The 23,826-nt window shown below is 68.9% G+C and carries 20 protein-coding genes; 16 read left to right on the top strand and 4 right to left on the bottom strand.

What is annotated here, in order from left to right; genetic code table 11:
- Positions 1-207: 207 nt before the first annotated feature.
- Positions 208-1,344: a 3-deoxy-7-phosphoheptulonate synthase gene (locus tag F8178_RS10710; protein ID WP_317494571.1), complete on the bottom strand. Its 1,137-nt coding sequence runs from the start codon at positions 1,342-1,344 to the stop codon at positions 208-210.
- 431 nt (positions 1,345-1,775) lie between these two features.
- Between F8178_RS10710 and F8178_RS10705 the strand changes: the two genes are divergently transcribed.
- From F8178_RS10705 to F8178_RS10675, 7 genes are all read left to right on the top strand, one after another.
- Positions 1,776-2,801 (top strand): 6-phosphofructokinase, encoded by a 1,026-nt coding sequence (locus F8178_RS10705; protein ID WP_317494570.1) that lies wholly within the window; start codon positions 1,776-1,778, stop codon positions 2,799-2,801.
- Positions 2,802-2,854: 53 nt separating this feature from the next.
- Positions 2,855-4,279 (top strand): pyruvate kinase, encoded by a 1,425-nt coding sequence (gene pyk / locus F8178_RS10700; protein WP_317494569.1) that lies wholly within the window; start codon positions 2,855-2,857, stop codon positions 4,277-4,279.
- 74 nt (positions 4,280-4,353) lie between these two features.
- Positions 4,354-5,196 carry an acyl-CoA thioesterase II gene (gene tesB, locus F8178_RS10695; RefSeq protein ID WP_317494593.1) on the top strand — a complete coding sequence of 281 codons (843 nt, stop codon included), beginning with the start codon at positions 4,354-4,356 and terminating at the stop codon, positions 5,194-5,196.
- A gap of 474 nt (positions 5,197-5,670) precedes the next feature.
- Positions 5,671-6,537: a helix-turn-helix transcriptional regulator gene (locus F8178_RS10690; RefSeq protein ID WP_317494568.1), complete on the top strand. Its 867-nt coding sequence runs from the start codon at positions 5,671-5,673 to the stop codon at positions 6,535-6,537.
- An 83-nt stretch (positions 6,538-6,620) separates the two neighbouring features.
- Complete coding sequence (locus F8178_RS10685) at positions 6,621-6,827, top strand: DUF397 domain-containing protein (RefSeq protein WP_317494567.1); 207 nt, start codon at positions 6,621-6,623, stop codon at positions 6,825-6,827.
- A gap of 229 nt (positions 6,828-7,056) precedes the next feature.
- Positions 7,057-7,401 (top strand): hypothetical protein, encoded by a 345-nt coding sequence (locus F8178_RS10680; RefSeq protein ID WP_317494566.1) that lies wholly within the window; start codon positions 7,057-7,059, stop codon positions 7,399-7,401.
- A gap of 94 nt (positions 7,402-7,495) precedes the next feature.
- Positions 7,496-10,570: an AAA family ATPase gene (locus F8178_RS10675; RefSeq protein WP_317494565.1), complete on the top strand. Its 3,075-nt coding sequence runs from the start codon at positions 7,496-7,498 to the stop codon at positions 10,568-10,570.
- Here F8178_RS10675 and F8178_RS10670 read toward each other — a convergent pair.
- The gene (locus tag F8178_RS10670; protein ID WP_317494564.1) at positions 10,542-12,176 is read right to left on the bottom strand and encodes a succinic semialdehyde dehydrogenase; all 1,635 of its coding nucleotides are present in this window, start codon (positions 12,174-12,176) and stop codon (positions 10,542-10,544) included. The genes F8178_RS10675 and F8178_RS10670 overlap by 29 nt on opposite strands.
- A 126-nt stretch (positions 12,177-12,302) precedes the next feature.
- Positions 12,303-12,941: a TetR/AcrR family transcriptional regulator gene (locus tag F8178_RS10665; protein WP_317494592.1), complete on the bottom strand. Its 639-nt coding sequence runs from the start codon at positions 12,939-12,941 to the stop codon at positions 12,303-12,305.
- A 197-nt stretch (positions 12,942-13,138) separates the two neighbouring features.
- On the opposite strand from F8178_RS10665, the gene F8178_RS10660 reads away from it, so the two are divergent.
- Together F8178_RS10660 and F8178_RS10655 are read left to right on the top strand one after the other, a co-directional pair.
- Complete coding sequence (locus tag F8178_RS10660) at positions 13,139-14,290, top strand: acyl-CoA dehydrogenase family protein (RefSeq protein ID WP_317494563.1); 1,152 nt, start codon at positions 13,139-13,141, stop codon at positions 14,288-14,290.
- Between the two features lie 60 nt (positions 14,291-14,350).
- Complete coding sequence (locus F8178_RS10655; protein ID WP_317494562.1) at positions 14,351-15,496, top strand: CaiB/BaiF CoA-transferase family protein; 1,146 nt, start codon at positions 14,351-14,353, stop codon at positions 15,494-15,496.
- 43 nt (positions 15,497-15,539) lie between these two features.
- On the opposite strand, the gene F8178_RS10650 is transcribed toward F8178_RS10655, so the two are convergent.
- Positions 15,540-16,322: a crotonase/enoyl-CoA hydratase family protein gene (locus tag F8178_RS10650; protein WP_396345295.1), complete on the bottom strand. Its 783-nt coding sequence runs from the start codon at positions 16,320-16,322 to the stop codon at positions 15,540-15,542.
- A 113-nt stretch (positions 16,323-16,435) separates the two neighbouring features.
- Here F8178_RS10650 and F8178_RS10645 point away from each other — a divergent pair, with 113 nt between their 5' ends.
- The 7 genes from F8178_RS10645 to F8178_RS10615 all read left to right on the top strand — a co-directional run bounded on the left by F8178_RS10645 (position 16,436) and on the right by F8178_RS10615 (position 23,791).
- The gene (locus F8178_RS10645; RefSeq protein ID WP_317494560.1) at positions 16,436-16,603 is read left to right on the top strand and encodes a hypothetical protein; all 168 of its coding nucleotides are present in this window, start codon (positions 16,436-16,438) and stop codon (positions 16,601-16,603) included.
- Between the two features lie 215 nt (positions 16,604-16,818).
- Positions 16,819-17,307, top strand: a complete 489-nt coding sequence (locus F8178_RS10640) for a helix-turn-helix transcriptional regulator (protein ID WP_317494559.1) — start codon at positions 16,819-16,821, stop codon at positions 17,305-17,307.
- Positions 17,308-17,564: 257 nt separating this feature from the next.
- On the top strand, positions 17,565-18,479 hold the full coding sequence (locus tag F8178_RS10635; protein WP_317494558.1) for a lytic murein transglycosylase: 915 nt from the start codon (positions 17,565-17,567) through the stop codon (positions 18,477-18,479).
- Positions 18,480-18,564: 85 nt separating this feature from the next.
- Positions 18,565-19,023 (top strand): transcriptional regulator, encoded by a 459-nt coding sequence (locus F8178_RS10630; RefSeq protein ID WP_317494557.1) that lies wholly within the window; start codon positions 18,565-18,567, stop codon positions 19,021-19,023.
- A gap of 68 nt (positions 19,024-19,091) precedes the next feature.
- A complete protein-coding gene (locus tag F8178_RS10625) occupies positions 19,092-19,439 on the top strand; it encodes a DUF3817 domain-containing protein (protein WP_317494556.1) in 348 nt (115 codons plus the stop codon).
- Positions 19,440-20,056: 617 nt separating this feature from the next.
- A complete protein-coding gene (locus tag F8178_RS10620) occupies positions 20,057-23,317 on the top strand; it encodes a nitrate- and nitrite sensing domain-containing protein (protein ID WP_317494555.1) in 3,261 nt (1,086 codons plus the stop codon).
- Positions 23,318-23,347: 30 nt separating this feature from the next.
- The gene (locus tag F8178_RS10615) at positions 23,348-23,791 is read left to right on the top strand and encodes a roadblock/LC7 domain-containing protein (protein ID WP_317494554.1); all 444 of its coding nucleotides are present in this window, start codon (positions 23,348-23,350) and stop codon (positions 23,789-23,791) included.
- Positions 23,792-23,826 lie beyond the last annotated feature (35 nt).

The raw sequence follows: 23,826 nt of genomic DNA, 5'->3' as shown, positions 1-23,826 counted from the left end.
CAAAGAAAAGGAGGGCATGCGAGTTCAGTGGGCGTCTGGTGGGCTGGGAGATGTTAAAAAGAGACGGGGGGGGAGGTCCCCGAACAGGACCGGCGCCGGCGTGGCTTCCCCCGGGGGGGGTGGGGCGGGGGGCTGCCCCCGGGGGGGTGCTCCGGCCCGGGGCGTGTCGCTCCCAGCCCGCGGGCTGGGAGCGACACGCCGAGCTGCCTACCGACGCCGCTCTACCGCGTCGGCGAGCCTGGTCAGTAGATCGCGGGTGGTGTCCCAGCTCATGCACGCGTCGGTGATGCTGCGGCCGTGGCTGAGCTCCTCGCGTCGCCCTAGGGTGAGCTCCTGGCGTCCCTGCAGCAGGAAGCTTTCCAGCATCACTCCGGCGATGCCGTGTTCGCCCGCGGCGATCCGGTCGGCGAGCTCGCCTGTGACTTCGGCCTGCCTGACGTGGTCCTTGCCGCTGTTGCCGTGGCTGGCATCGATGATCACCCGCTCGTCGAGCCCCGCACCCGCGAGCCGTGCCACGGTGTCGGCCACGGTCGCCGCGTCGTGGTTCGGCCCAGCCGCGCCCCCGCGCAGGATCACATGGCAGTCGGCGTTGCCCGAGGTCGTCAGTAGCGCGGCGAGCCCGTCGTCGGTGATACCGGGGAAGACGTGGCTTGCCGCTGCGGCGCGTACCGCATCGACGGCGACCTGCACGTCACCCTCGGTGGAGTTCTTGATGCCGATCGGCATGGAGAGACCGCTGCACAGCTGCCGGTGCACCTGGCTGGACGCGGTACGCGCCCCGATCGAACCCCAGCTGACCGTGTCGGCGATGAACTGCGGGGTGATGGGGTCGAGGAACTCGCAGCCCACCGGCAACCCCAGCGCCGAGATATCGAGCAGCAGTTGCCTGGCGATGCGTAGCCCCTTGTTGACCGCGAAGCTCCCGTCCAGGTCGGGGTCGTTGACCAGTCCCTTCCATCCCAGCGTGGTGCGCGGCTTCTCGAAGTACACCCGCATCACCACGTGCAGCCGGTCACGCAGCTTCTCGGCGTGCTCGGCGAGCAGCTGGGCGTACTCAAGGCCGGCGGCGGGGTCGTGTACCGAGCAGGGGCCGACGACGACGAGGAGGCGATCGTCGTGCCCGTCGAGAATGTCGACGGTGGCCGACCGTCCCTCACGGACGGTCTTGGCGGTGGCCGCGTCGACCGGCAGTTCCTGGCGAAGCAACGCGGGGGAGAGCAGCGGGCTCATCCCGGTCACGCGTGCGTTGTGCAGGTCCCCGTCCACGGGCGCGGACGGCGCCGCAGTCAATCGGGCGGAATCGGACGTGACATGCGCGGACAGGCTGGACGGCTGGGACGACATCGTGATCGACATTCCTTTCCGCAAGCCGCCCCCGCGGAAGCGCCGCCGAGCCGGCTTGCCATCGACTGGGTTCCGGCTCGGATGGGTGTGATCAGCGCATGGTGACAGCGCCGAGCCCGATCCGGGCCGGCTCGCTAAACCACCGATAACGCTGCATGATCCCTACCCTAACACCCGATCCGGCGATCATTGCCGGTGCGGTGCCTGTCGAGGGAAGTGCGGACGTACTAAGGTGTCATCGGCACGTGAGTGATCTCACGTGCCCGGCTGGTTATTCATCAGTCTGTCGGCTCCGGGGCGCGCTGTGCGCGGCTGGCGACGACTGAGTGCGGGTGACGGGCGGGAGAGCAGCCCGACTTGTGAACAAGACACTGGGCTCGATCGGTACAGGAATCCGGCGAGAAACCAGCGAGGACTGACGCGGAGGTGCCATGCGTGTTGGTGTGCTCACCGGTGGCGGTGACTGCCCCGGCCTGAACGCCGTGATCCGGGCGGTGGTTCGTAAGGGTATCGAGAAGCACGACTGGGAGGTGCTCGGTTTCCGGGACGGGTGGCAGGGTCCGCTCAGTGGCAGGATCACTCCGCTCGCTCTGGCCGATGTGGACAATATTCTCAGCCGCGGAGGTACGATTCTCGGGGCCTCGCGCACCAACCCGTACAAGCACGACGGTGGTGTCGATGCCATCAAGCGAGTGCTGGCCGAGCAGTCGGTGGAGGCATTGATCGCCATCGGGGGTGAGGACACGCTCGGTGTCGCTAGCCAGCTGACCGACGAGGGCATCAAGGTGGTCGGGGTGCCCAAGACCATCGACAACGATCTCGCGGCGACCGACTACACGTTCGGTTTCGACACGGCCGTGCACATCGCGACCGAGTCCATCGACCGGTTGCGCACCACCGCCGAATCGCACCACCGTGCGCTCGTTGTCGAGGTGATGGGCAGGCACGCCGGGTGGATCGCGCTGCATTCCGGGCTGGCGGGTGGTGCGAACGTCATCCTGGTGCCGGAGCGGCCGTTCTCGGTGGAGAAGGTGGTTGAGTGGGTGCAGCGCCGCTTCGAGCGGATGTACGCCCCGATCATCGTGGTCGCCGAGGGCGCGGTGCCGGAGGGTGGGGAGCAGATCCTGCACTCCACCGAGCGGGACGCCTTCGGGCACGTGCGGCTCGGCGGGGTGGGCACGTGGCTCGCCGACGTGCTCGCCGAGCGGACCGGCAAGGAGTCGCGCGCGGTCGTGTTGGGGCACACCCAGCGCGGTGGTACGCCGACCGCGTACGACCGGGTGCTCGCCACCCGTTTCGGCTTGCACGCGGTGGACGCCGTCGCCGACGGCGACTTCGGCACGATGGTCGCGTTGCGCGGTACCGAGATCCACCGGGTCGGGCTGGCCGAGGCCACCGCGGCGCTCAAGACGGTGCCGGAGGACCGCTACGCCGAGGCCGAGGTCTTCTTCGGCTAAGTCCGGTCCCCTGCTCTGGATCGGTCCAGGGTGCGCCGCTAGGGTAGGTGACCGTGACTCGACGCGCGAAGATCGTTTGCACTATCGGCCCGGCGACCGCGAGCGAGGAGAACGTTCGGGCGCTGATCGATGCCGGTATGAACGTGGCCAGGCTGAACTTCAGCCACGGTACTCACAGCGACCACAAGCAGGTATACGACCTCATCCGTGCTTCGGCGGCCGAGACGGGCCAGCCGATCGGGGTGCTCGCCGACTTGCAGGGCCCCAAAATTCGTCTCGGCACCTTCGGCGAGGGCCCGGTCGAGTGGCGCACCGGCGACACGGTGCGTATCACCATCGACGACGTCGTCGGAACGGCCGAGCGGGTGTCGACCACCTACACCGGCCTGGTCGACGACGCCAAGCCGGGGGACCGGCTGCTGGTGGATGACGGCAGGATCGGGCTGACCGTGACCGCTGTCGAGGACACCGACGTGGTTTGCGAGGTCACCGAGGGAGGGCATCCCAGCGACCACAAGGGCGTCTCACTGCCCAATATGGACGTATCGGTTCCAGCGATGTCCGAGAAGGACATCGCCGATCTGGAGTTCGCGCTGGAACTCGGCGTGGATTTCATCGCGATGTCGTTCGTGCGCTCACCCGCCGATATCGATCTCGCTCACCAGGTGATGGACCGGGTGGGCAAGGGACGGGTGCCTGTCATCGCCAAGCTGGAAAAGCCCGAAGCGGTGGCGAACCTCGAAGCGGTGGTCCTGGCCTTCGACGGGATCATGGTCGCCAGGGGCGATCTCGGCGTGGAGCTGGCGCTCGAGCAGGTGCCGCTGGTGCAGAAGCGAGCGATCCAGATCGCGCGGGAGAACGCGAAGCCGGTGATCGTGGCCACGCAGATGCTGGACTCGATGATGGAAAACTTCCAGCCGACACGGGCGGAGACGTCGGACGTGGCCAACGCCGTGCTGGACGGCGCGGACGCGGTCATGCTCTCCGGGGAGACCAGCGTCGGTCGGTACCCCGTCGAGTCCGTCAAGACCATGAGCCGGATCGTCATGGCAGTGGAGGCGGAGTCGACAGCCGTGCCGCCGCTGAGCCATGTGCCGCGCACCAAGCGGGGCGTCATCTCCTACGCGGCCAGGGACATCGGTGAGCGGTTGAACGCCAAGGCGCTGGTGGCGTTCACGCAATCCGGGGACACGGTGCGGCGGCTCGCCCGGCTGCATACCGGGTTGCCGTTGCTCGCCTTCACCCCGCTGGAGAGCGTGCGCTGCCAGCTCGCGCTGACCTGGGGGACCACGGCGCAGATCGTCGATCCGGTCGCATCCACCGATGCCATGGTCCGCCAGGTTGACCAGGCGATGCTGGCGATGCCGCGGTACCAGCCCGGTGACCTCGTCGTGGTGGTCGCCGGATCGCCACCGGGCACCGTGGGTTCCACCAACCTCATCAGGGTTCACCGCCTCGGTGAGGAGGATCACGCTTGAGCGGGCAGGCAGGTGCGGATCGGGAAGCGGGGCCCGACCGGTCAGCGGGCTCGGTCACGGGGCGGGATCAACCGATGCTCGACAGGTTGGTGACACTGCTGGACCTGGAGAAGATCGAGGAGAACATCTACCGGGGCTTCTCGCCGGAACACTCGCCAGTACGGGTGTTCGGTGGGCAGGTCGCCGGACAAGCCCTCGTCGCCGCGGGCAGGACCGTGCCGTCCGAGCGCGGCGTGCACTCGTTGCACGCCTACTTCATCAGGGGTGGTGACCCGAGCGTGCCGATCCTGTACCAGGTGGACAGGATCCGGGACGGCAGGTCGTTCACCACCCGTCGGGTGGTGGCCATTCAGCACGGTAAGGCCATCTTCTCGTTGTCGGCGTCGTTCCAGGTCGCCGAGGAAGGCATCGAGCACGCCACGGAGATGCCGGGCGTTCCCGATCCGGAGTCGCTGCCGACCTTGCAGGAACGCCTCGGCGACTTCGCGGACCAGCTCGGCGTGCACGCCAGGCGGCGACCGATCGACCTGCGGTACGTCAACGATCCCCCGTGGGTCACGCGGGAGGACGGTGGGCGTGCGGGTCGCAACCAGGTGTGGATGCGGGCAGACGGCCTGCTGCCGGATGATGAGCTGCTGCACGTGTGCGTGCTGACCTATGCCTCTGACATGACGTTGCTCGACTCGGCACTGGCCAGGCACGGCGTGTACTGGGAGATGGACAAGGTGCTCGGGGCGAGCCTCGACCACGCGCTGTGGTTCCATCGACCGTTCCGCGCCGACGAATGGTTGCTCTACGACACCGAGTCACCCACCGCTTCGGGATCGCGGGGATTAGCGACCGGCCGGTTCTTCAGCCGTGACGGCAGGTTGATCGCCACCGTCGTACAGGAGGGCTTGCTGCGCGTATTGCGGTAGGCACGATGCACGGTGGCCGCCGCTCTCGGGAGGTTCCCGGCGTGGGGCACGCTGAGAACCTCCTGCGGCCGCACTCGTACCGCGAGGCTGGATGGGAATGGAGGAGTCCGGGGCCGGTCGGGGGATGTACGACCCCGGACTCCGTGCACCCTGTTCCGACGGCGAAGGGGGACCTGGGGAGGGTCGCCGCCGACACGGTGGGGTGCGCGTGAACCACACCCACCGCAGGGTGCGGTTGCGAGTCTACACACCGACCCTGCAAGTTGCACAAGGTGGTGCCCGTCGTCGCGCGCGGTCGCGTTCCACCGGAACGTGCAGCACCCTGTTTGGATCCACCTGATTAGATGGGCCGGTGGAGTGCGTACAGGAGGCCGTCGCGAGGCAGCACGTCGAGGGGCTGCGCCGGGAAGTCCCGCGCAGTGAGCGTGCGAGCAGCTCCGCGGCCAGGCCTAGGAGGGATGCGGAGGTGCCGTCATGGCACGAGGACACGGGCCGGAGGTGGGCAAGCGCAGGCTGGCGAGTGAGCTGCGCAGGCTGCGCGAGGCGGCCGAGCTGACGATCGGCGAGGTCAGCGGGCATCTGCGGTGCTCGGCTTCGAAGGTCAGCCGTATCGAGACCGGACACGTCGGTGTCCGGCCGCAGGATGCCAGGAGCATGCTCCGGCTGTACGGGGTCGACGGTCAGGAACTGGAGGAGCTGGTCCAGCTCGCGCACGATGCCAGGGCTCGTGGCTGGTGGCACGCCTACAGTGAGGTGTTCACCGGATCGTTCGTCGGTCTGGAGGCCGACGCCGACTCGCTTCGCGCGTTCCAGGCGTTGCTGATCCCTGGGTTGTTGCAGACCCGCCGGTACGCCAACGCGGTGATCTCGGCGATGCGGCCCAATGCCTCGGATGCCGAGATCAAACGCAGGGTGTCCGCCCGTATGCGGCGGCAGCGGTTGCTCACCGAGGCGTCGCCGCCGTCGTACGTCGCGGTGATGGACGAGGCCGTGCTGCGCCGTGAGGTCGGTGGCCGTGAGGTCATGGTCGAGCAGCTCGCCAGGCTGTGTGATGCGGCTCGACTCCCGCACATCACGCTCCAGGTCGTACCGTTCGGTGCCGGGGCGCATGCCGGTATGGAAGGGCCGTTCCTCATCCTGGGTTTTCCGGACGAGGCCGATGCCGATGTGGTGTACGTGGACAGCACGACCGGGGGTGTCTTCCTCGAGGAGCCGGAGGAAGTGCGGCGTTACTCACTGATGTTCGAGCACCTGCGTGCCTGCGCGCTCGATCACGACGAGTCGGTGCGGCTGATCAGCCACCTTGCCTTCGCTGTGCAAGGCGGCGAGAGCGCGATGTAGCGCTCGTTGAGTTCTGTGCGACGGTATGCGAGAGTCCGCGCAGTAATGCAGGAACTGATGTGAGAATCGAGGAGTGGGGAGTCATGAATGATGGTGCACGGTGGCGTAAGAGCCGATACAGCGGTGGCGGCAACGACTGTGTCGAGGTCGACTACCGCGGTGCCGACGCGCTGGTGCGTGATTCGAAACAACCGTCGAGCGGTGTGCTCGCCGTTCCGGGATCCTCGTGGCGGTTGATGCTCTCCGCAGCGCGTACCGGGCAGCTGGAGGCACGGCGCGGGCAGCACTAACCGGCACTAACCGGCACCGATGCCGCTCGCGTACGGCGACGTGGTCGTCTACGCCACCGGCAGTAATCGATGCGGCCCCTTACCCCGGTAGCGATGGATGTCCCCGGGGTAAGGGGCCGTTGTCGTACCGGGTCTCCGCCATCCTGCGTGATCGCCCGATGCCGTGCACCCGGCCTTACCTCCAGGCTTTCCTTCAAGGGGACGGCAGCACGGGAAGCGAGGTAGTCGGATGGCATGGCACGCGATGATCGACGGGATCGAGGCCGAGATCACCTACCGTCGCGAGCAGCTCGCCGCCGACGCCGCCGCGATCCGCAGGGGACGACGGGCCCGGCGGCGCGGACGAGCGGCATCGGACGGGATGACCGGGCGCGGCGACACCGGGCGTGGGCAACCCGGCGCCGGTGCGGCGGGCGACGACGGCAGCGCAGCGGGTCCCCCTGGGTCGTCACGCGGCGATGCCGCGGGCGTTCCCGGCATGACCGCGGGCACTGTAACGGACGGACGAGCCGGAGAGCATGCCGATCGCCCGAAGTGCTACCGGGGGCGCGCGCGGCTGCCCTCGGGTTGTTGACCGCGGTGCGCTCGGCGGCTCGACCGGTCGCCGCCACCCGACCGCCGACCCCGGTGACGCCGCCGATGTCGGTGGTATCGGCGAGAATGCTGGTATGCCTCGACTGGGTTCCGGGATACCGTTGATCGGCAGGAGCGACGAGCTGATGCGACTGGGCAGCGCGCTGGACCGGGCCGCGTCGGGGGTGGCCGGGGGAGTTCTGCTGTCGGGTGACGCCGGGGTGGGTAAGTCCCGGCTGGTCGCCGAGCTCGGCACTCGGGCGCGGGAGATGGGTGCGCTGGTGGTGACCGGGCGGTGTACCGATATGGCCGAAGGTGCGTTGCCGTACTTGCCGTTCTCCGAGGCGCTGGCCTCGCTGGCCGCCACGCACAGCCCTGAACTGGAGCAGGTCGTGCAGCAGCGCCCCGCGCTGGAGTGGTTGTTGCCGCAGCGGGCGGCCACGATCCCGGCAGTGGTGCCCGTGGGCCCGGAGGGTACACCGCTGGCCGTCGATCACGAGAACGCCGGGCGGACGAACGTCGAGCAGGACATCGGCCAGCTCCAGCTGTTCGACGCGGTGCGGTCGGCGCTGACCGAGCTGGCGGCTGCCCGGCCCGTCGTGCTCGTGGTCGAGGACCTGCACTGGGCGGATGCCTCGACCCGCGACATGCTGGCGTTCCTGCTGGCGCGGTTGAGGTCACAGCGGCTGCTCGTGGTGGTTACCTATCGACATGACGATGTCCACCGACGTCACCCGTTACGGACGTTACTCGCCGAGTTGGCGCGGACGGCGACCGTGGAGCGCATCGAGCTGCCCGCGCTGACCGAGGACGACGCGCGGGCGTTCGTGGACGCCATCGGTGAGGGACAGCTGTCGGCGGATGCGGCGCGCGGCATCGTGCGGCGCGCCGAAGGCAACCCGTTCCTGCTCGAGGAGCTCGTCGCCGCCGGGGCCGGTGACGGGCACGAGCTGCCCGCGGAGCTGGCCGAGGTGCTGTTGGCGCGGTTGGAGCGGCTGCCACAGGCGGTGCGGCGACTGTTGCGGACCGTCTCGGTCGCTCACGGCGCGGTGGCGCACTCCGCGCTGGCGGATGTCGCGGGCAACGACGAGCTCGAGCTGGAAGACGCGTTACGTGAGGCCGTGCAGCACAACGTGCTTGTGGTCGACGGCCGGTACTATGCGTTCCGGCATTCCCTGCTGCGCGAGGCTGTCTACACCGACCTGCTGCCTGGGGAGCGCGCCCGGCTGCACGCCGCTTACGCTCACCGGCTGGTGGGAATGCGCCAGCGGGGCGTTGCCGCCCAGCTCGCCTATCACAGCCTGGAAAGCAACGATCTGCCGACGGCGCTGGCTGCCTCGCTGCGCGCCGCCGAGGAGGCGCAGTCGGTCGGCGCGCCCGCCTCGGTGTTGCGACACCTGGAGCGAGCGCTGCGAATCTGGCACGCGGTGCCGCCGCCGGAACGCCCCGCAGCCGCGAACGAGTTGGAACTCACCAGGCGGGCCTCGCGGGCCGCAGGGGCTGCAGGTGAGCCGGACCGCTCGATCTCGTACGCGCGTGCAGCGGTCGAGCTGCTTGCCAGCGGGCCGTGGGAGGGGGACGCGGAGGAAGCCGCCACGACGTACCTGCGGCTCGCCCGGGCGCTGCTCGGACTGACGGGTTCACTCGCCGAGGCAGCGTCGGTCATCGACCGGGCATGGCAGCTGGTGATCGATGCGCCTGCGAGCCATACCCGGACCTGGGTGCTGGCGGTGCGTGCCCGGATCCTGCGAGGACTCGGAAACGACGACGAAGCCCTCGGCAGCGCCCACACCGCCCTCGCCGAGGCGCGCGCGGGCGGCTTCGGGGGCGCGGAAGCGGATGCGTTGATCACCATCGGGCGCCTCGCGGAGAAGGCAGGCACACCGCCCGCTGCGCGGGAGCACCTGTGCCTGGCCAGAGACCGTGCACGGGAGGCTGGTGCGATCGGGACCGAGCTGATGGCGCGCTACTTCCTCGGACTGAGCTACGACGAACAGGGCGAGCTCAACGACGCACTCGCCACCTACGACGAGGCGGTGGCCAGGGCCGAAGCGGCGGGTACCGCGCTGAACGGACACGCGGTGGAATCCCGGGTTCGCCAGTTGCACCTACGGTACGTCCGGGGCGAGTGGGCTGGGCTGGACACCGCGGAGCCGGTAAGGAGCGCGTTGCCGGAGATCGCCGCGGCGCTGCTGGCCGGTCCGATCGCGCACGCTGCCGTGGCGCAGGGCCACTTCGCCGATGCGGGGCGGCTGATGGCCGAGATGCGGCCGTATGTCGGTACCGAACTGTTGATCGCCATTGCCGCTGCCGCGGTGGGTGCCGAGATGGCGTGCTGGCAGGGCGATCACGAGGAAGGGCTGCGATGGGCGCGTACCGGTCTCGACCGGTGCGACGGCCCGGGACCGGGGTTGCTCGCGGTGATCCGTATCGCCGCCCACGGTATTGCCTCGGCCGTTGGCGTGGCGGCCGAGGCACGGCGAGAGGGCGACCGCGAGCGTGAGGACGCCGCGATCGGTACGGGGGAGGATCTGCTCGATCGTGCTCGCGCGTCGATGAGTGCCCCGAGTCACGCGACGCGCCAGATCGGCCCGGAAGCCATCGCGTGGCTCGCCAGGGCCGAGGCGGAGGCGAGCAGGCTGCGCGGCGGAGGTTCCCCCGAACTGTGGCGGGAAGCGGCGCGTGCCTTCGATTACGGCGCCGTCTACGACCAGGCGGTCTGCCGGTGGCGCCAGGCCGAGGCGCTGCTGGTCACCGTCGGTCAGCGGGATGCGGGGCCGGCGGTCGCCGAGCTGCTCGCTGACGCGCACGCCACCGCGGAGCATCTCGGTGCGGCACCGTTGCGTGATGCGGTGGCGGCAACGGCAGCGCGGGCGCGCGCGGCGCGTGGCAACGGCCAGGTGTCGCGGCACCCCGCGGTCGCGAACCCGCTGACCGAGCGAGAGCTGGCCGTGCTCGAGCTGGTCGCGCTCGGCAGGACCAATCGGCAGATCGGCGAGCAGCTCTACATCAGCGAGAAGACCGTCAGCGTGCACCTGTCGCGTACGATGGCCAAACTCGGTGCGAGCAGGCGGGCCGAGGCCGTGGCCATCGCCTACGATCGAGCTCTGCTGTCCGGGCCGTCCGAGCCCGACAGCCAGGTTAGCGGCGAACGTGGCGCAACGCCCTGATACTCGCCGTCATGATCCTGGTCCACAGACCGGGCGGCATCCCGCGGAACGGCCGCAGCCGCAGGCCACGCTGGGCGACGATGCTCTGCGATTCGGTGTAACGTAGCAGCCCTTCGGCGCCGTTACGCCTGCCAACGCCGGACTCGCCCATCCCACCCATCGGGGCATCGACGGAGGCGAAACTGGCGGCGAACCCTTCGTTGATGTTGACGGTGCCCGCGCGGATGCGTGAGGCCACCGCGCGGCCACGTGGGATGTCACCGGTCCATACGCTCGCGTTGAGGCCATACGGGGTGGCATTCGCGCGTGCCACGGCGTCGTCGAGATCGGTGTAGCCGTAGATGGACACCACCGGGCCGAAGGTCTCCTCCGCGTACACGCTCATCTCGGGCGTGACATCGGTGAGCACGGTCGGCTCGTAGAACAACGGACCGATGTCCGGCCGAGCTGTGCCGCCGGTCAGCACGGTGGCTCCCTTGTCACGGGCATCGGTGACGTGCTCTGAGACGTTCTCCCACTGTTCCTGCGAGGTCAGCGATCCCATGTCGGCGCTGTAGTCGAGCCCACGCCCGAGGCGGAGCCGCCGGGTGGCCGCGACGAACTCGCGAGTGAACTCCTCCTTGATCGATTCGTGGACGTACACGCGCTCCACGGACACGCACAGCTGACCTGCCGATGAGAAGCACGCCGTGACCGCGCCCTTGGCAGCCGACGGCACCCGGGCATCGTCCAGCACGACCATCGGGTTCTTCCCGCCCAGCTCGAGGGAGAAACCGGTGAGCTGCTCGGCGACCTGCCCGGCGAGACGTTTCCCTGTGGCGGTGGAGCCGGTGAAGCCCACGTAGTCCGATTCGGCAACCAGCGCATCCCCGATGGTCGAGCCCCTACCGAGCAGGACCTGCCATATTTCGCGGGGGAAGCCGGCCTCCTCGGCGATCTCGTGCAGCCACAACGCGGTCAGCGCGGTCTGATTGTCGGGCTTGTGCACCACGGCGTTGCCCGCGACGAGGGCGGGCAGCACATCGAGTGCGGTCAGCGCCAGCGGGTAGTTCCATGGCGAGATGATGCCGACGACGCCCTTGGGGTGACGGACCTCGCTGGCCTTGGTGAGACCGGGCATCAACCCCGCTCTGCGCTGGGTGCCGAGGAGCTTGGCGCTACGCCTGCCGTAGTAGGCGGCACACAGCGCTACGGCGGCGATCTCGTCGAACGCGTCGATCCTGGCCTTGCCGGTCTCGACCTGGATCAGGTCCATCGCCTCCTGCTGCCGTTCCAGGACGAGATCGTGCAGGCGCAATAGCATCCGCTCGCGTTCGGCGAGGGGAACCGCGGACCAGGAGCGCTGCGCTGCGCGTGCTTCGGTGAAGGCCGAGCGAGCCTCGGCGTCGGTTGCCTGGCCGAGGGTCGCGATCGGCTCGCCGGTGAACGGCGCGGACATCGCCACGGTCGGCGCTTCGTGCCCTCCCGTGGTGCGCCGCAACAACTCCCGTGCCCGCGCTGCCTGCGGGGCGCCGGGAACGCCACCGATCGTCTCGGCCGCCCTGCTGGCCGTCGTACTGGTCGCGGCGTCGGGCGAGGCAGCACCCGCCGGCATCGTGCTAGTCATGGCGCCTCCTGTTACTCGTCGGTAGCGCTTAGGTCGAGCATACCGCTGGTAGGTCGCCGACCCAAGGCGTGGCGTGGTCTGCGGCGTTGCCGCCGGAGAGGTTGCGCAGCGTTCGCCGTAACGTGGTCACCGGTGTCGGTAGACCTCGATGACGATGCGCTTCCACTCGGCAAGTAGCTGCTCGCGCCGAGCGGGATCACCGCCGATCTGGGCGTCGAGGGCAAGGCCCCGGATGAGGTTCACGGTCAGCCAGAACAGTGCCTCTGGCCGTGTTCCCGGCGGCTCGCCCGCCATCGACGAGAACAGTTCCAGCGTGGCCCTGCCGAGTGCGCGGTCCACCGGGCGGATGGCTTCGGCGAGTTCCGGATCGGTTCGGGCAGCCACCCACAGTTCCATGACCGCCGCCGATAGCGTGCCGGAAAAGCCCTGCCACAGGAGCTCGATCCCGCGCTCGAGGAGCGCGGGCCCTTCAGGCAGCGTGCCCGCGGCGTCGAGGATCTCGGCGCCGATCCGGTGGGTGAGGTGTTCCACGGCTGCAGCCATGAGCTCGGCCTTGGTGCTGAAGTGGTGTTGCTGCGCCCCTTTGGTCACTCCCGCACGTGCGCAGATCTCGTGCAGCGAGGTGCGTGCATACCCCAGCTCGATGAGGCAGTCGATGGTGGCGTCGAGCAGCGCGGTACGGGTATGGGCGCTGCGTTCGGCCTGGGTGCGATGGGTTCGCCCGCCATGGGCAGTGTGCCGATCGCCATGCTCGGCCCGGTCGATGCCGTCGTCCTGGCCGTCACCGAGGCCGGATTCGGCGGTGCCCGCCGGTCTCCTGGTGCCCGTCACACCCGCCTCCTTGCTCGCTCCCGGAGCACGCTGTACATTCCAGTTGGAACTTACCTTCCAGTTGGAATGTTTTCCACCCGGCTCTTGCTAGCGAACACCCGCGCCACGGGGGAGACACAGGAGGCCCAGGCATGCCGCTGAACCTGCCCGAGAGTTCCTGGAGCGACCCGGATATCGAGGCTTTCCGCGAGCTCGCTCGAACGTTCTGCCAGAAGGAACTCACCCCGCACCAAGAACGGTGGATCGAGAACAAGCAGGTCGATCGCGAGCTCTGGAGCAAGGCGGGCGAGGTCGGCCTGCTCGGCCTGTCCATTCCCGAGGAGTACGGCGGCGGCGGGGGCACGTTCGCGCACGAGGCCGTGCTCTACGAGGAGCAGGCCCGCGCAGGGGACGGTGCCTGGGGCGTGAGCGTGCACAGCGGGATCGTCGCGCACTACCTGCTGGAGTACGCCTCCGAGGAGCGCAAGCGGGAGTGGTTGCCCAAGCTGTGCTCGGGGGAGTACGTGGGCGCGATCGCGATGACCGAGCCGGGCACCGGGTCGGACCTGCAGAGCATCGCCACGCGCGCGGTGCGGGACGGCGACTCTTACCGCATCAGCGGGGCCAAGACGTTCATCACCAACGGCGCGCACGCGGATCTGGTCGTAGTCGCGGCCAAGACCGATCCGGATGCGGGCGCGCAGGGCGTCTCGCTGTTCGCCGTGGAGACCGCATCGGAGGGATTCCGCAAAGGCAGGGTGCTCGACAAGGTCGGTCTGAAGGGGCAGGACACCGCCGAGCTTTTCTTCGACGACGTCCGCGTGCCCGCAGCCAACTTGCTCGGTAGCGAGGAGGGGCAGGGCTTCATCCAGCTCATGGAGCAGCTCCCGCAAGAGCGGTTGATCATCGCGGTGACCGCTGTGGCCGGCATGGAAGCGGCGATCAATCAGACGCTGGAGTACACCAAGGAGCGGGAGGCCTTCGGCAGGCCCGTCTTCAACTTCCAGAACACGAAGTTCACGCTGGCCGAGGCGGCCACGGAGGCGGCGGTCGGGCGCGCGTTCCTCGACCAGTGCATCGAGCGTCACCTGCGCGGCGAGCTCGATGTCCAGGGTGCGGCGATGGCCAAGCTGTGGACCACCGAGCGCGTCAACAAGGTCATCGACGACTGCGTGCAGCTGTTCGGCGGCTACGGTTACATGACCGAGTACCCCATCGCGCGCGCCTGGACCGACGTGAGGATCAACCGGATATTCGGCGGTACCAACGAGATCATGAAGGAGATCATCTCGCGGTTCCTGTGACCGGCGGCGGCCGACGTGCCGCCGCGGATCCCGACACACATCGAGAGGACGAGATCGCATATGGCAGCAGGGCCCCTGGCAGGGCTGCGCGTGGTGGAGCTGGCTGGGCTAGCCCCCGGCCCCTTCGCGTGCACCGTGCTGGCCGACCTGGGAGCGGACGTGATCCGGGTCGACCGCGCGAACCCCGGAGCCGATGTGCTCATGTTCGACAACGACCCGTTGATGCGCAGCCGTCGCACCATCGGAGTCGACATCAAGACCGCCGAGGGCGTGGAGCTGGTGCTCGATCTCGTCGAGCGGGCCGACGTGCTCGTGGAGGGCTTCCGTCCCGGCGTGACCGAGCGTATGGGGATCGGCCCGGCGGACTGCCACGCCCGCAACCCGCGGCTGGTCTACGGCCGGATCACCGGCTGGGGGCAGGACGGCCCGCTGGCGTCCGCGGCCGGGCACGATATCAACTATGTCGGCCTCGCGGGGGCACTCGAACCGATCGGGCGCGAGGGACAGCGGCCGGTACCCCCGCTGAACCTGGTGGCCGATTACGGTGGCGGCGGGATGCTGCTGGCGATGGGGATCCTCGCCGCGCTGTACGAACGCCAGCATTCCGGCGAGGGTCAGGTCGTCGATGCGTCTATGGTGGACGGCTCGGCGCTGCTCGCGACGAGCCTCTACGGCCTGCGCGCCAACGGCGTGTGGTCGGGTGAACGGGGTACCAACATGCTCGACGGTGGGGCGCCGTTCTACGACACCTACGAGACCGCGGACGGCAAGTACGTCGCTGTTGGCGCCATCGAAATGCGGTTCTGGCGCGATCTGTGTTCGGTGCTCGGCCTCGATCCGGACGAGCTGCCGCTCCACTTCGACCAGAACGAGTGGCCACGGTTGCGTGAGATCCTCGCCACGGAGATCGCCAAGCACGAACGGGACGACCTGGTGGCACGCGCCGAGGGCACTGACGCGTGCCTCACACCAGTACTCACGCCGGAGGAGGCTCCCGACCACCCGCACAACACGGCGCGGGGGACCTTCGTCGAGGTCGGCGGCGTGCGGCAGCCTGCTCCCGCACCGAAGTTCGATCGCACCCCGGCGAAGGAGCCGAGAGCGCCCCACGAGCGGGGATCGGACACCGAGGAGGTGCTCGCCGCCGAGCTCGGGCTGGACCGCGAGCGGATCGAGCGGCTCCGCGAGGCGGGCGCGATCGCGTAACGGGTGGTTGTGGAGCCGATCGCATCATTCGGCTCCACAACGTTCAGCCGTCGAAGCTGCCGTGGCGGCCCGCGCCAGCGGCGAAACGGGCGGCCCCTGCGGTGGCCTCCTCCGTCAACCCGGTCTCGCCTGCGCTGATGGCGAACTCCGTGGCGAGTGCTTCGCTCTCGGGTTGGCCGTGCTGGCCGAGGAGCGAGCGGCGGTCGGACCGTAGGCACCGCTGCGGGAAGCTCGCGAGCTCGGCCGCGAGCCGCTCGGCGGCAATGCGCGCCTGCCCAGCGGGTACCAGCCGGTTCGCCAGGCCGATGTCCAACGCCTCCTGTGCCTCGACAGGGCGCCCGGTGAGGATCAGGTCCATCGCGCGCGACTGGCCGATCAGCCTGGGTAGCCGGACGGTCCCGCCGTCGATGAGTGGAACGCCCCAGCGCCTGCAGAACACGCCGAACACGGCCGTCTCGTCGACCACCCGCAGGTCGCACCACAACGCCAGTTCGAGACCGCCTGCCACCGCGTGCCCCTGCACCGCCGCGATCACCGGCTTGGTCAGCTGCATCCTGCTCGGCCCCATAGGGGCGTCGCCTGCGGGATCGAGCCGGTTGCCGCGTTCGGTGCCGACGGCCTTGAGGTCGGCACCGGCGCAGAACGACTCGCCCTCGGCCGCGAGCACCGCGACCAGTGCCTCGTCGTCGGCCTCGAAGGCGCGGAATGCCTCCGCCAGCGCCCGCGCCGTCGGCCCGTCCACCGCGTTGCGCGCGTCCGGCCGGTTCAGCAGTACGGTGAACACCGGCCCGTCGCGGTGCGCGTGCACGCTCGACGATGCCACGATAACGCTCGCCTCCTATCACTGATGGCGGGCTTACTCTATGCTTATTTCCGGACACAGTGAAGGGGTCCCGCTCGAGGCGCGGGCCGTCACGACCCGATGGGATAGGGACGACCATGCCACCGAATCTCAAGAAGGCCTTGATCGTCGGCGCGGTTGGGTTCGTGCTGTTCTTCTTGATCACCCAACCGACGCAATCGGCTGCCGCGGTGCACGCGGTGCTTGGCTGGCTGCAAGAAGGCGCCGAGGCGCTCATGACGTTCGTTCGTGCCCTGTTCGAGTAGTCGTCACTCAGTTGTGGGGTGTCTCACAGTGCGGACCGTGATTAGGCCATCCGAGTGGAATCGAGGTGTGGGCCTCCTGGTCATCGAATTCCCCCGAATGTAGGTCTGGCGAACCTCCCCGTCCGCGTCCTACCGTGCTCACATTACGTGATCGCTCGGTTCTGCTAGGTGAGTTCTGCAGAACGTTTGCCCAGCGGATGTTCAGGGAGGCGGATATGACCCGAGATCCAGGCGTGGACGCGTTGATCCAGCAGTGGTCGGCCGAAAGGGAGGAGACTGCAGAGGACGTCGAGGTGCATCGCATCACCTCGGAATGGCTCGCGGAAGCGCCGACACCCGCGCCTGGAATCCCTGGTCAGCGCGATACTCGCGGTGAGTCCAGCTGGTCGGAAGTATCGGCGGTCGACTCCCGCTACGTCGAGGCGATGCGGCGCAGGTTGCCCGGCGTACCCGAGGAGCTGGTCGCCTCCGCGGCGCGCTGGTGGCAAGTGGTCGGCGGGCTCGCCGAGGCAGAGGAGTGGTGGGACGCCGGCATCAGCCCGCTCGACCAGCGGGCGCTGGAGTACCGCGCCGCCGGGCTCACGCCTGGCGACCTGAGCGTGCACCTCGGTCCCTATACCGTCCTGGAGCACCTGCGCCGTGGCAGCGCCGCGGCATGGTGTGTCGCCCGGCTGGCGAAGGCACGCCGCGCGAACGCCTCGTGACCGACCGGTACTGCTGCCTGGATCGCGCGCCGCGAGTAGCTGTGACGGGGGACGTACCCGCCAGCGCTGGCGTCGCCTGCCGCAGGTCGGGGTAACGTCGCTTTACTGACGTGTCACTCACCCGCGTGATAGAACGTGGCGTAACGCATGTGCGGTGTGCATCGTTGTCCGTTCGAGACGCGCGGATCACGTGATGACCCGTCGAGACGGGGCGTCTCACCGGCGTGCGGATACGGCTGAGCGAAGGGTAGGTGTCGGTGCGGCGAGCACGGGACGTCGAGGAGGAAGCGGGGGCCGAGGGGCCGTACGATCCCCCCTCGTCGGGATGGCGGCGGGAGACTGGTGCCGTGCTCGTACGGCTCGGTGTCGTCGCGGGTGTGTTGGTGGTCGCCGGTGGCGCCGTGCTCGGTCTCAACCACGTCACGGCGCCGGAGTTCAGCCCGACCACGAACGAGTCACCTGCCCTGTCGGTCGAACCGGCCTCGGTGGATCCCGGCACCGAGGTTCCGGGAAGCGCGACGGTGGCCGGTGCCGCCGATGAGATCGAAAGCGGGACCGGCGAGGGCGAGGAGGCTTCTGAGCCTGAGCAGCCGACACCGGATGCGGTGCTGGCCGACTGGGCCAACCGGCTGGGACCGGAGATCGGAGTGCCGCCGAGGGCCCTGATCGCCTACGGGCGCGCCGAGCTGGCGGTCAGCGAGAGCCACCCGGGATGCGGGCTGTCCTGGGCCACGCTCGCGGGTATCGGCCGTATCGAGTCCTACCACGGCCAGTACGGCGGTGCGGTGCTCCAGGACAACGGGGTGCCATCCGAACCGATCATCGGTGTCGCGCTCGACGGGTCCGAGGGTGTGAAGCGGATCCCGGACACCGACGGTGGCAAGTGGGACGGCGACCCCGTCTATGACAGGGCGGTCGGGCCGATGCAGTTCATCCCGAGCACCTGGGAGCGGTTCGCCGTCGACGGCAACGGAAACGGCGAGGCTCACCCGCAACAGATCGACGACGCGGCGCTGGCCGCGGCGCACTACCTGTGCCACAGCGGCCGTGATATGTCGAGCGGCCAGGGATGGTGGGCCGGGGTCCTTGCCTACAACAACTCCGTCGAGTACGGGCAGCGGGTTTTCGCGGCGGCCGACCAGTACGCCGCCGGGGCCGGAGCGCTCGACTGAGCTAGGCAGGCCGAGCCAGGAACCGAACTGAGACGCTGCGCACCGTCGGGAGAGGCCGCGAGCCCGGGGGTGCTAGCGTCGGGGCGTGTCGGCCGGCAGCATCGTACTGCGACGCAGGCTCGTCGAGGCGGCGGTCTGTACCGCCAGCCTCGCGCTGAGCCTCGCACTGGCTTGGTGGCAGTGGGAGCAGTACGCGTCGACCGGCGGTAGCCTGCAGAATCTCGGCTACGTGTTGCAGTGGCCGCTGTTCGGCCTGTTCCCGGCGTTCGTGTTCTGGCGGATGCGGGTGCTGCGTAAGCGCGCCGAACACCGGGGCGGGCAGGCGAGGCGGTCCTCGCCCGCCTCCCCGAACTCGCCTGCGCCGGGCGATGCGCAGCGGCACGCCGCCCGGCGAGCCGGGCCGAGCGAACGGGCAGGCAGCCGCCGATCCGGCTCCGGTGCGGCCGAAGCCACCGGTGCCGGGGATGCCGAGGAGGATGCCGAGCTCGCCGCCTACAACAGGTACCTGGCTGAGCTGAACGCCCGGCACCAGCGGGGTGACTGACCCGGAGGCCGACGCAGCGGCCAACGACCCACGAGATGCGCAACGTCGAGGAAGGTCAGCGTAGCGACATGACGACCCGAACGGATCAGACCAGCACGACACTACCGGCACCCGTGCGCGGTGCGCTCCAACGCTTCCGGGTGGCGGCGTTCGCCACGGGGATCGGGCTGCTCGGCATGGTCGTGGTGATGATCGTGCGGTACGGCTTCGGCAATCCCACCCCTTCAGCGGTGTGGTCGCCGCTGCACGGCGGCGTGTACATGATCTACATGGCCTTGACGGTCGATCTGGCGCTGAAGGCACGCTGGTCGGTGGTGGGCACGCTGCTCGTGCTGCTCGCAGGCTGCGTTCCGGTGCTGTCGTTCGCCGCCGAGCACAAGGTCACGCAACGCGTACGCACGGGATCGGGCGTGTAATGCGACCCCCGCTCCGGTGAGGCATGCGGGCATGACGGTGCCCACTCCACCGGAGCTGTCACGTTATGTTATTGCCGACGGGCCCCGTCTCACTTCACGTTCGGAGACGGGGCCCGTCGGCGTTTCTTGTGCAACTACTTCGAGTAGTATTCGCGATAACGACCTACTCCTTGATCGCCTGTCAGGGTGATGTCCGGTGTGCATTGATCACACGTCGATTTCGCGGACACGGATGGAGCTGCGATCACTCGATCTTCGGCTGATACCACATCATCGTGCAAGAATTTGCCCGTAACATCGGCCGATTACCACGTTCAGTGTCGATGTCGGAGTGGTCACGGTCACCTTTATGGCCCGTACAGGTGAACCTGCATGGCAGGCCTGATGGAGGTTGGTCACCCAACGATGTCGGTCTCCTCGTCCACCCGAAAGCGGGTCCCCCGATCGTTCAGAAATGCGCGGAAATCCCTGGTCAGGGTCGGTATGTCGAGTGAATTTGAAGATCACCTGATAGATGTAGGATTCTCTGCGGGGGTGCGAGATGGAGAGGACCGTTGCAGGGTCCGACCCGGAATACGCGCAGTTTGGTCGAACGCGTAGGACAGGGAGTCACATTCGTGGCCGATACAGGACAACAGCAGGTTCCTGTCGAGAAGCTTCTCGGGCAAGCACCACAACGGCCTGCCTCCCGGCGGCAGTGGCTGGACAGGCTTGTCCAGTGGCGTGACTGGACGCTTCCCGTCAAGCTGGCTGCCGTCACGATCGTGCCCATCCTGATCGCGGTCGCGCTCGGCGCCTCCACGCTGAGCAACCAGCGGGATCAGGTGAACCACCATGAGCGCACCGCCGAGCTCGTCCAGCTCAGCGGCGAGGTGGGGCGGTTGATGAGCGAGGTGCACAGCGAGCGCACCGCGACGGTGTCGGCGCTGGCACGGGGTTCGGCGGACGAGGATCCGGTGGCCGAGGCACAGGCAGCGGTCGACGAGCAGCTGGCGCCGGTGCGTGACGCCGCGGGAGCGGTGAGCGGGGTCGACGGTGGTATGAGCTCAGCCGTGCGCGATGCGGAGAACGCCCTCGGCAGGCTCGGCGAGTTGCGTGACGAACTCGACGCTGGGCAGCTTTCCCCGGTACAGGCGCTCGCGGAGTACACGGCCCTTTCCGACGCGCTTGCCGAACTCGACGCGGCCGCTGTCGCGCGCATCCCCGACGAGGAGATCGGCGGTACCTCGCGCGCGGTGGGCGAGCTGCGGGCGGCAGCGGCGGCCGCTTCCTACCAGCAGGCACTGATCGCCTACGGCATCGATAGTGGCGCGCTGGTGCCCTCCGAGCTGAGTCAGGCCCGCACCGCCGAGGTGCGGATCGCCGATCGACTCGCAGGTTTCGAGGCCGCCGCGACCCCGGAGCAACGGCAGCAGTTCGACGCCATGGTCAGCGGACCGAGCTTCGCCACCCGCGAGCGGTTGGCCGATGCGGCGCTGGGGGATCTGGGAACGCCGTCGGAGATGGCGATCCAGCAGCTGTCGCTCGACGAGTGGACGAGTAGCTCGAGCAGGATCGTCAACCAGCTCGGCACGGTTGCCGCCGAGCTACACGGTGACGCGGCCGACCGGGCGGCTGCCCAGGTGAGCGAGGCGCGCTCGGGCGTGATCGTGCTGGGTGCCCTGCTCGGCTTGGCGTTCGCACTGGCCTTGCTGGTGGTGTTCGCCATCACCCGCCACTTGCTGCGGTCGCTGCGGCAACTGCGGTCCAGCGCGATGCACGTGGCGGAGAGCAGGCTGCCGGAGGCCGTCCGGGAGATCCAGGAGAGCAACGGGGACGTCGTCGAGATCACGCCGGTGCCGGTGCACTCGCGGGACGAGGCCGGTGAGCTCGCGCGAGCCTTCGACGCCGTGCATCGGCAGGCGTTGCGGCTGGCCGCCGAGCAGGCATCGATGCGCAACGCCTACAACAGCGTGTTCGTCAACCTGTCGCGCCGTAGCCAGAGCCTGGTGCAGCGGCAGCTACAGCTGATCGAGCAGCTCGAACGGGACGAGGAGGACGCCGACCAGCTCGCCACGCTGTTCCACCTGGACCACCTGGCGACCCGGATGCGGCGCAACAACGAGAACCTCATGGTGCTGTCCGGCTCCGAGAGCGGGCGGCGCTCGGGTCGGCCGGTCAGTACCGCTGACGTGCTGCGTGCCGCGGTCTCGGAGATCGAGCAGTACCAGCGGGTGGTCGTGCAGTCGCCGCCGACCACGAAGATCGTCGGGCACGCGGCGAGCGATCTGATGCGCCTGCTCGCCGAGCTACTGGACAACGCGACCGCGTTCTCCCCGCCGGAAACCCAGGTCACGGTGGCGAGCTGCGTGCTGGATTCCGGCGCGATGAGCATCGACGTGCTGGACAACGGCATCGGCATGAACGCCGAGGAGGTCGTCGCGGCCAACGCCCGCATGCAGGCGAGTTCGCCTGTCGACCTGGTGACCTCGCGGCGCATGGGCCTGTTCGTGGTGGGTAGGCTTGCTAGCAAGCATGGCTTCAGCGTCACGTTGCACGGCGGGAAGGAAAGCGAAGGCGTCCGTGCCTGCGTGGCCGTGCCGTCGCAGCTGGTGATCGGCGCAGGCGGTGGACCGCTCACTGCGGAGATGCCCGCGATCGGTGACGGGGACGGGGCGTCCGAGCACGCCGAGCTGCCTCGCAGACGCCCCGGTGCCAGCGGTGCGGGTACCGCTGCCCTTGGTGCTGCTGACACGACGTCGTCCCCGCGGGTCAACGGCACACCGCCTGCCTGTGGTGCCACCGTGCCAGGGAAACCCCAGGTGGAGACCTCAGGTGGCGGGTTGTTCACACCGGTAGCAGGCCAGGACGGCGACACTGGACCGGTGGGGTCACCACAGGTCAACGGGGCGCGATGGCAGCAGAATGGTGACCGGGAAACCGGTGGTACGAGCGGTGCCGGTGTTGCGGGCAACGGGGCGGGCAGCGACGCTCTGCCTGCCGGTGAGGAGCTGTTCCGTCCCGGAACCGCGCCGCTGTCGGACTGGTGGAACTCCACGGCAGCCGAAGCGCAGCAATCCCGGCCCGCCGAGCCCACCACGCGGTCGCGACCCGAGACGACCCCGATCTTCGACGAGATGCTGTCCGTGTGGTTCCGCGATAGCGGGCAGGACAGTGGCGACGGCGCTCCCGATGGCGCCGAGGGCGCACTCAGCACCTGGGATTTCGCGGCCGACGTCAACTGGCGGGCCGTCAGGGAAGTCACCGGTGCGGCGCCGTCGAGCTACACCGAGGCCGGGCTGCCGCGCAGGAACCGCGGCGAGCAACTGCTGCCTGGCAGTGCCATCCCGGTGAACCCGGCGAACCCGGAAGCCGGCGAGCAGGCCGAGCAGGTACCGAGCCGGTCGGCGATGGGGCGGGCTGAGTTGCCCTCGCGGGACCCGCAGGACGTGCGCGGGAAGCTGAGCAACTTCCAGCGCGGCCTGTCCAAGGGACGTGCCGAGCGGCATCAGCGGCGGGATGCCCCAGGCGAGGCGGCCGGTGGCACCGCCCCGCAGGCGGCGGCCTCGTCATCGGCTCCCGCGCAGCCGGAAGGGCAGGGTGCCGCGGCACCCGGCGCGGCATCCGAGGTCACCGAGTCCGGGCTGCCCCGGCGCCGCCGAGGCGAGCAGCTGGTACCGGGCAGTATCGGCGGCGCGGTCGGGGGACGGCACAGCACGCCGGAGTCCCAGGCCACCCAGCCTGAACGCGATCCGAACGCGATGCGGGGCAGGTTGAGCAGCTTCCAGCAAGGTATCCGACGTGGCCGCAACAGTGTGGCCCAGCCGGGGGAGAACGGCAGTCAGCCGCGGGAGCCGGAAGCCGCCGACGAGCGGCATGCGACCGAGCGGACCCGTTGATGGAGAGTGCGAGTAGATGATGGAGGGTGCATGACGTCGCCTCAACCCCAGCAGAACCAGTTCGGTTGGCTGGTGAACGATTTCGCCGAGCGCGTGCCCGGTGTTGCGCACGCGGTCGTGGTCTCGGCGGACGGCTTGTTGCTGACCTCGTCGGCACGGCTGCCCCTTGACAGAGCCGACCAGCTGGCGGCGGTGGCCTCCGGCCTGGTGAGCCTGACTCAAGGGGCGGCAAGATGCTTCGAGGCGGGCGCGGTGAACGAGACCGTGGTCGAGATGGAGCTCGGCATCATGGTGCTGATGTCCATCAGCGACGGATCGTGCCTCGCCGTACTCGCGGCACCCACCTGCGACATCGGGCAGGTCGCCTACGAGATGACGCTGCTGGTTGACCGGGTGGGACAGATCCTGACCCCCGAGCTCCGCGCACAGTTGCAAGGGTCGGGCGGATCCTTGCTCGGCGCGTCGGCTGGATGACGCCATGACATACAGGCCGCGGCAGGGGACCGGTC

The organism is Haloechinothrix sp. LS1_15, assembly GCF_033042135.1.
In the GTDB taxonomy this organism is placed as follows: domain Bacteria; phylum Actinomycetota; class Actinomycetes; order Mycobacteriales; family Pseudonocardiaceae; genus Haloechinothrix.
The sequence above is the reverse complement of the archived record's forward strand: the minus strand, read 5'-3'. Positions and strand labels throughout refer to the sequence as shown.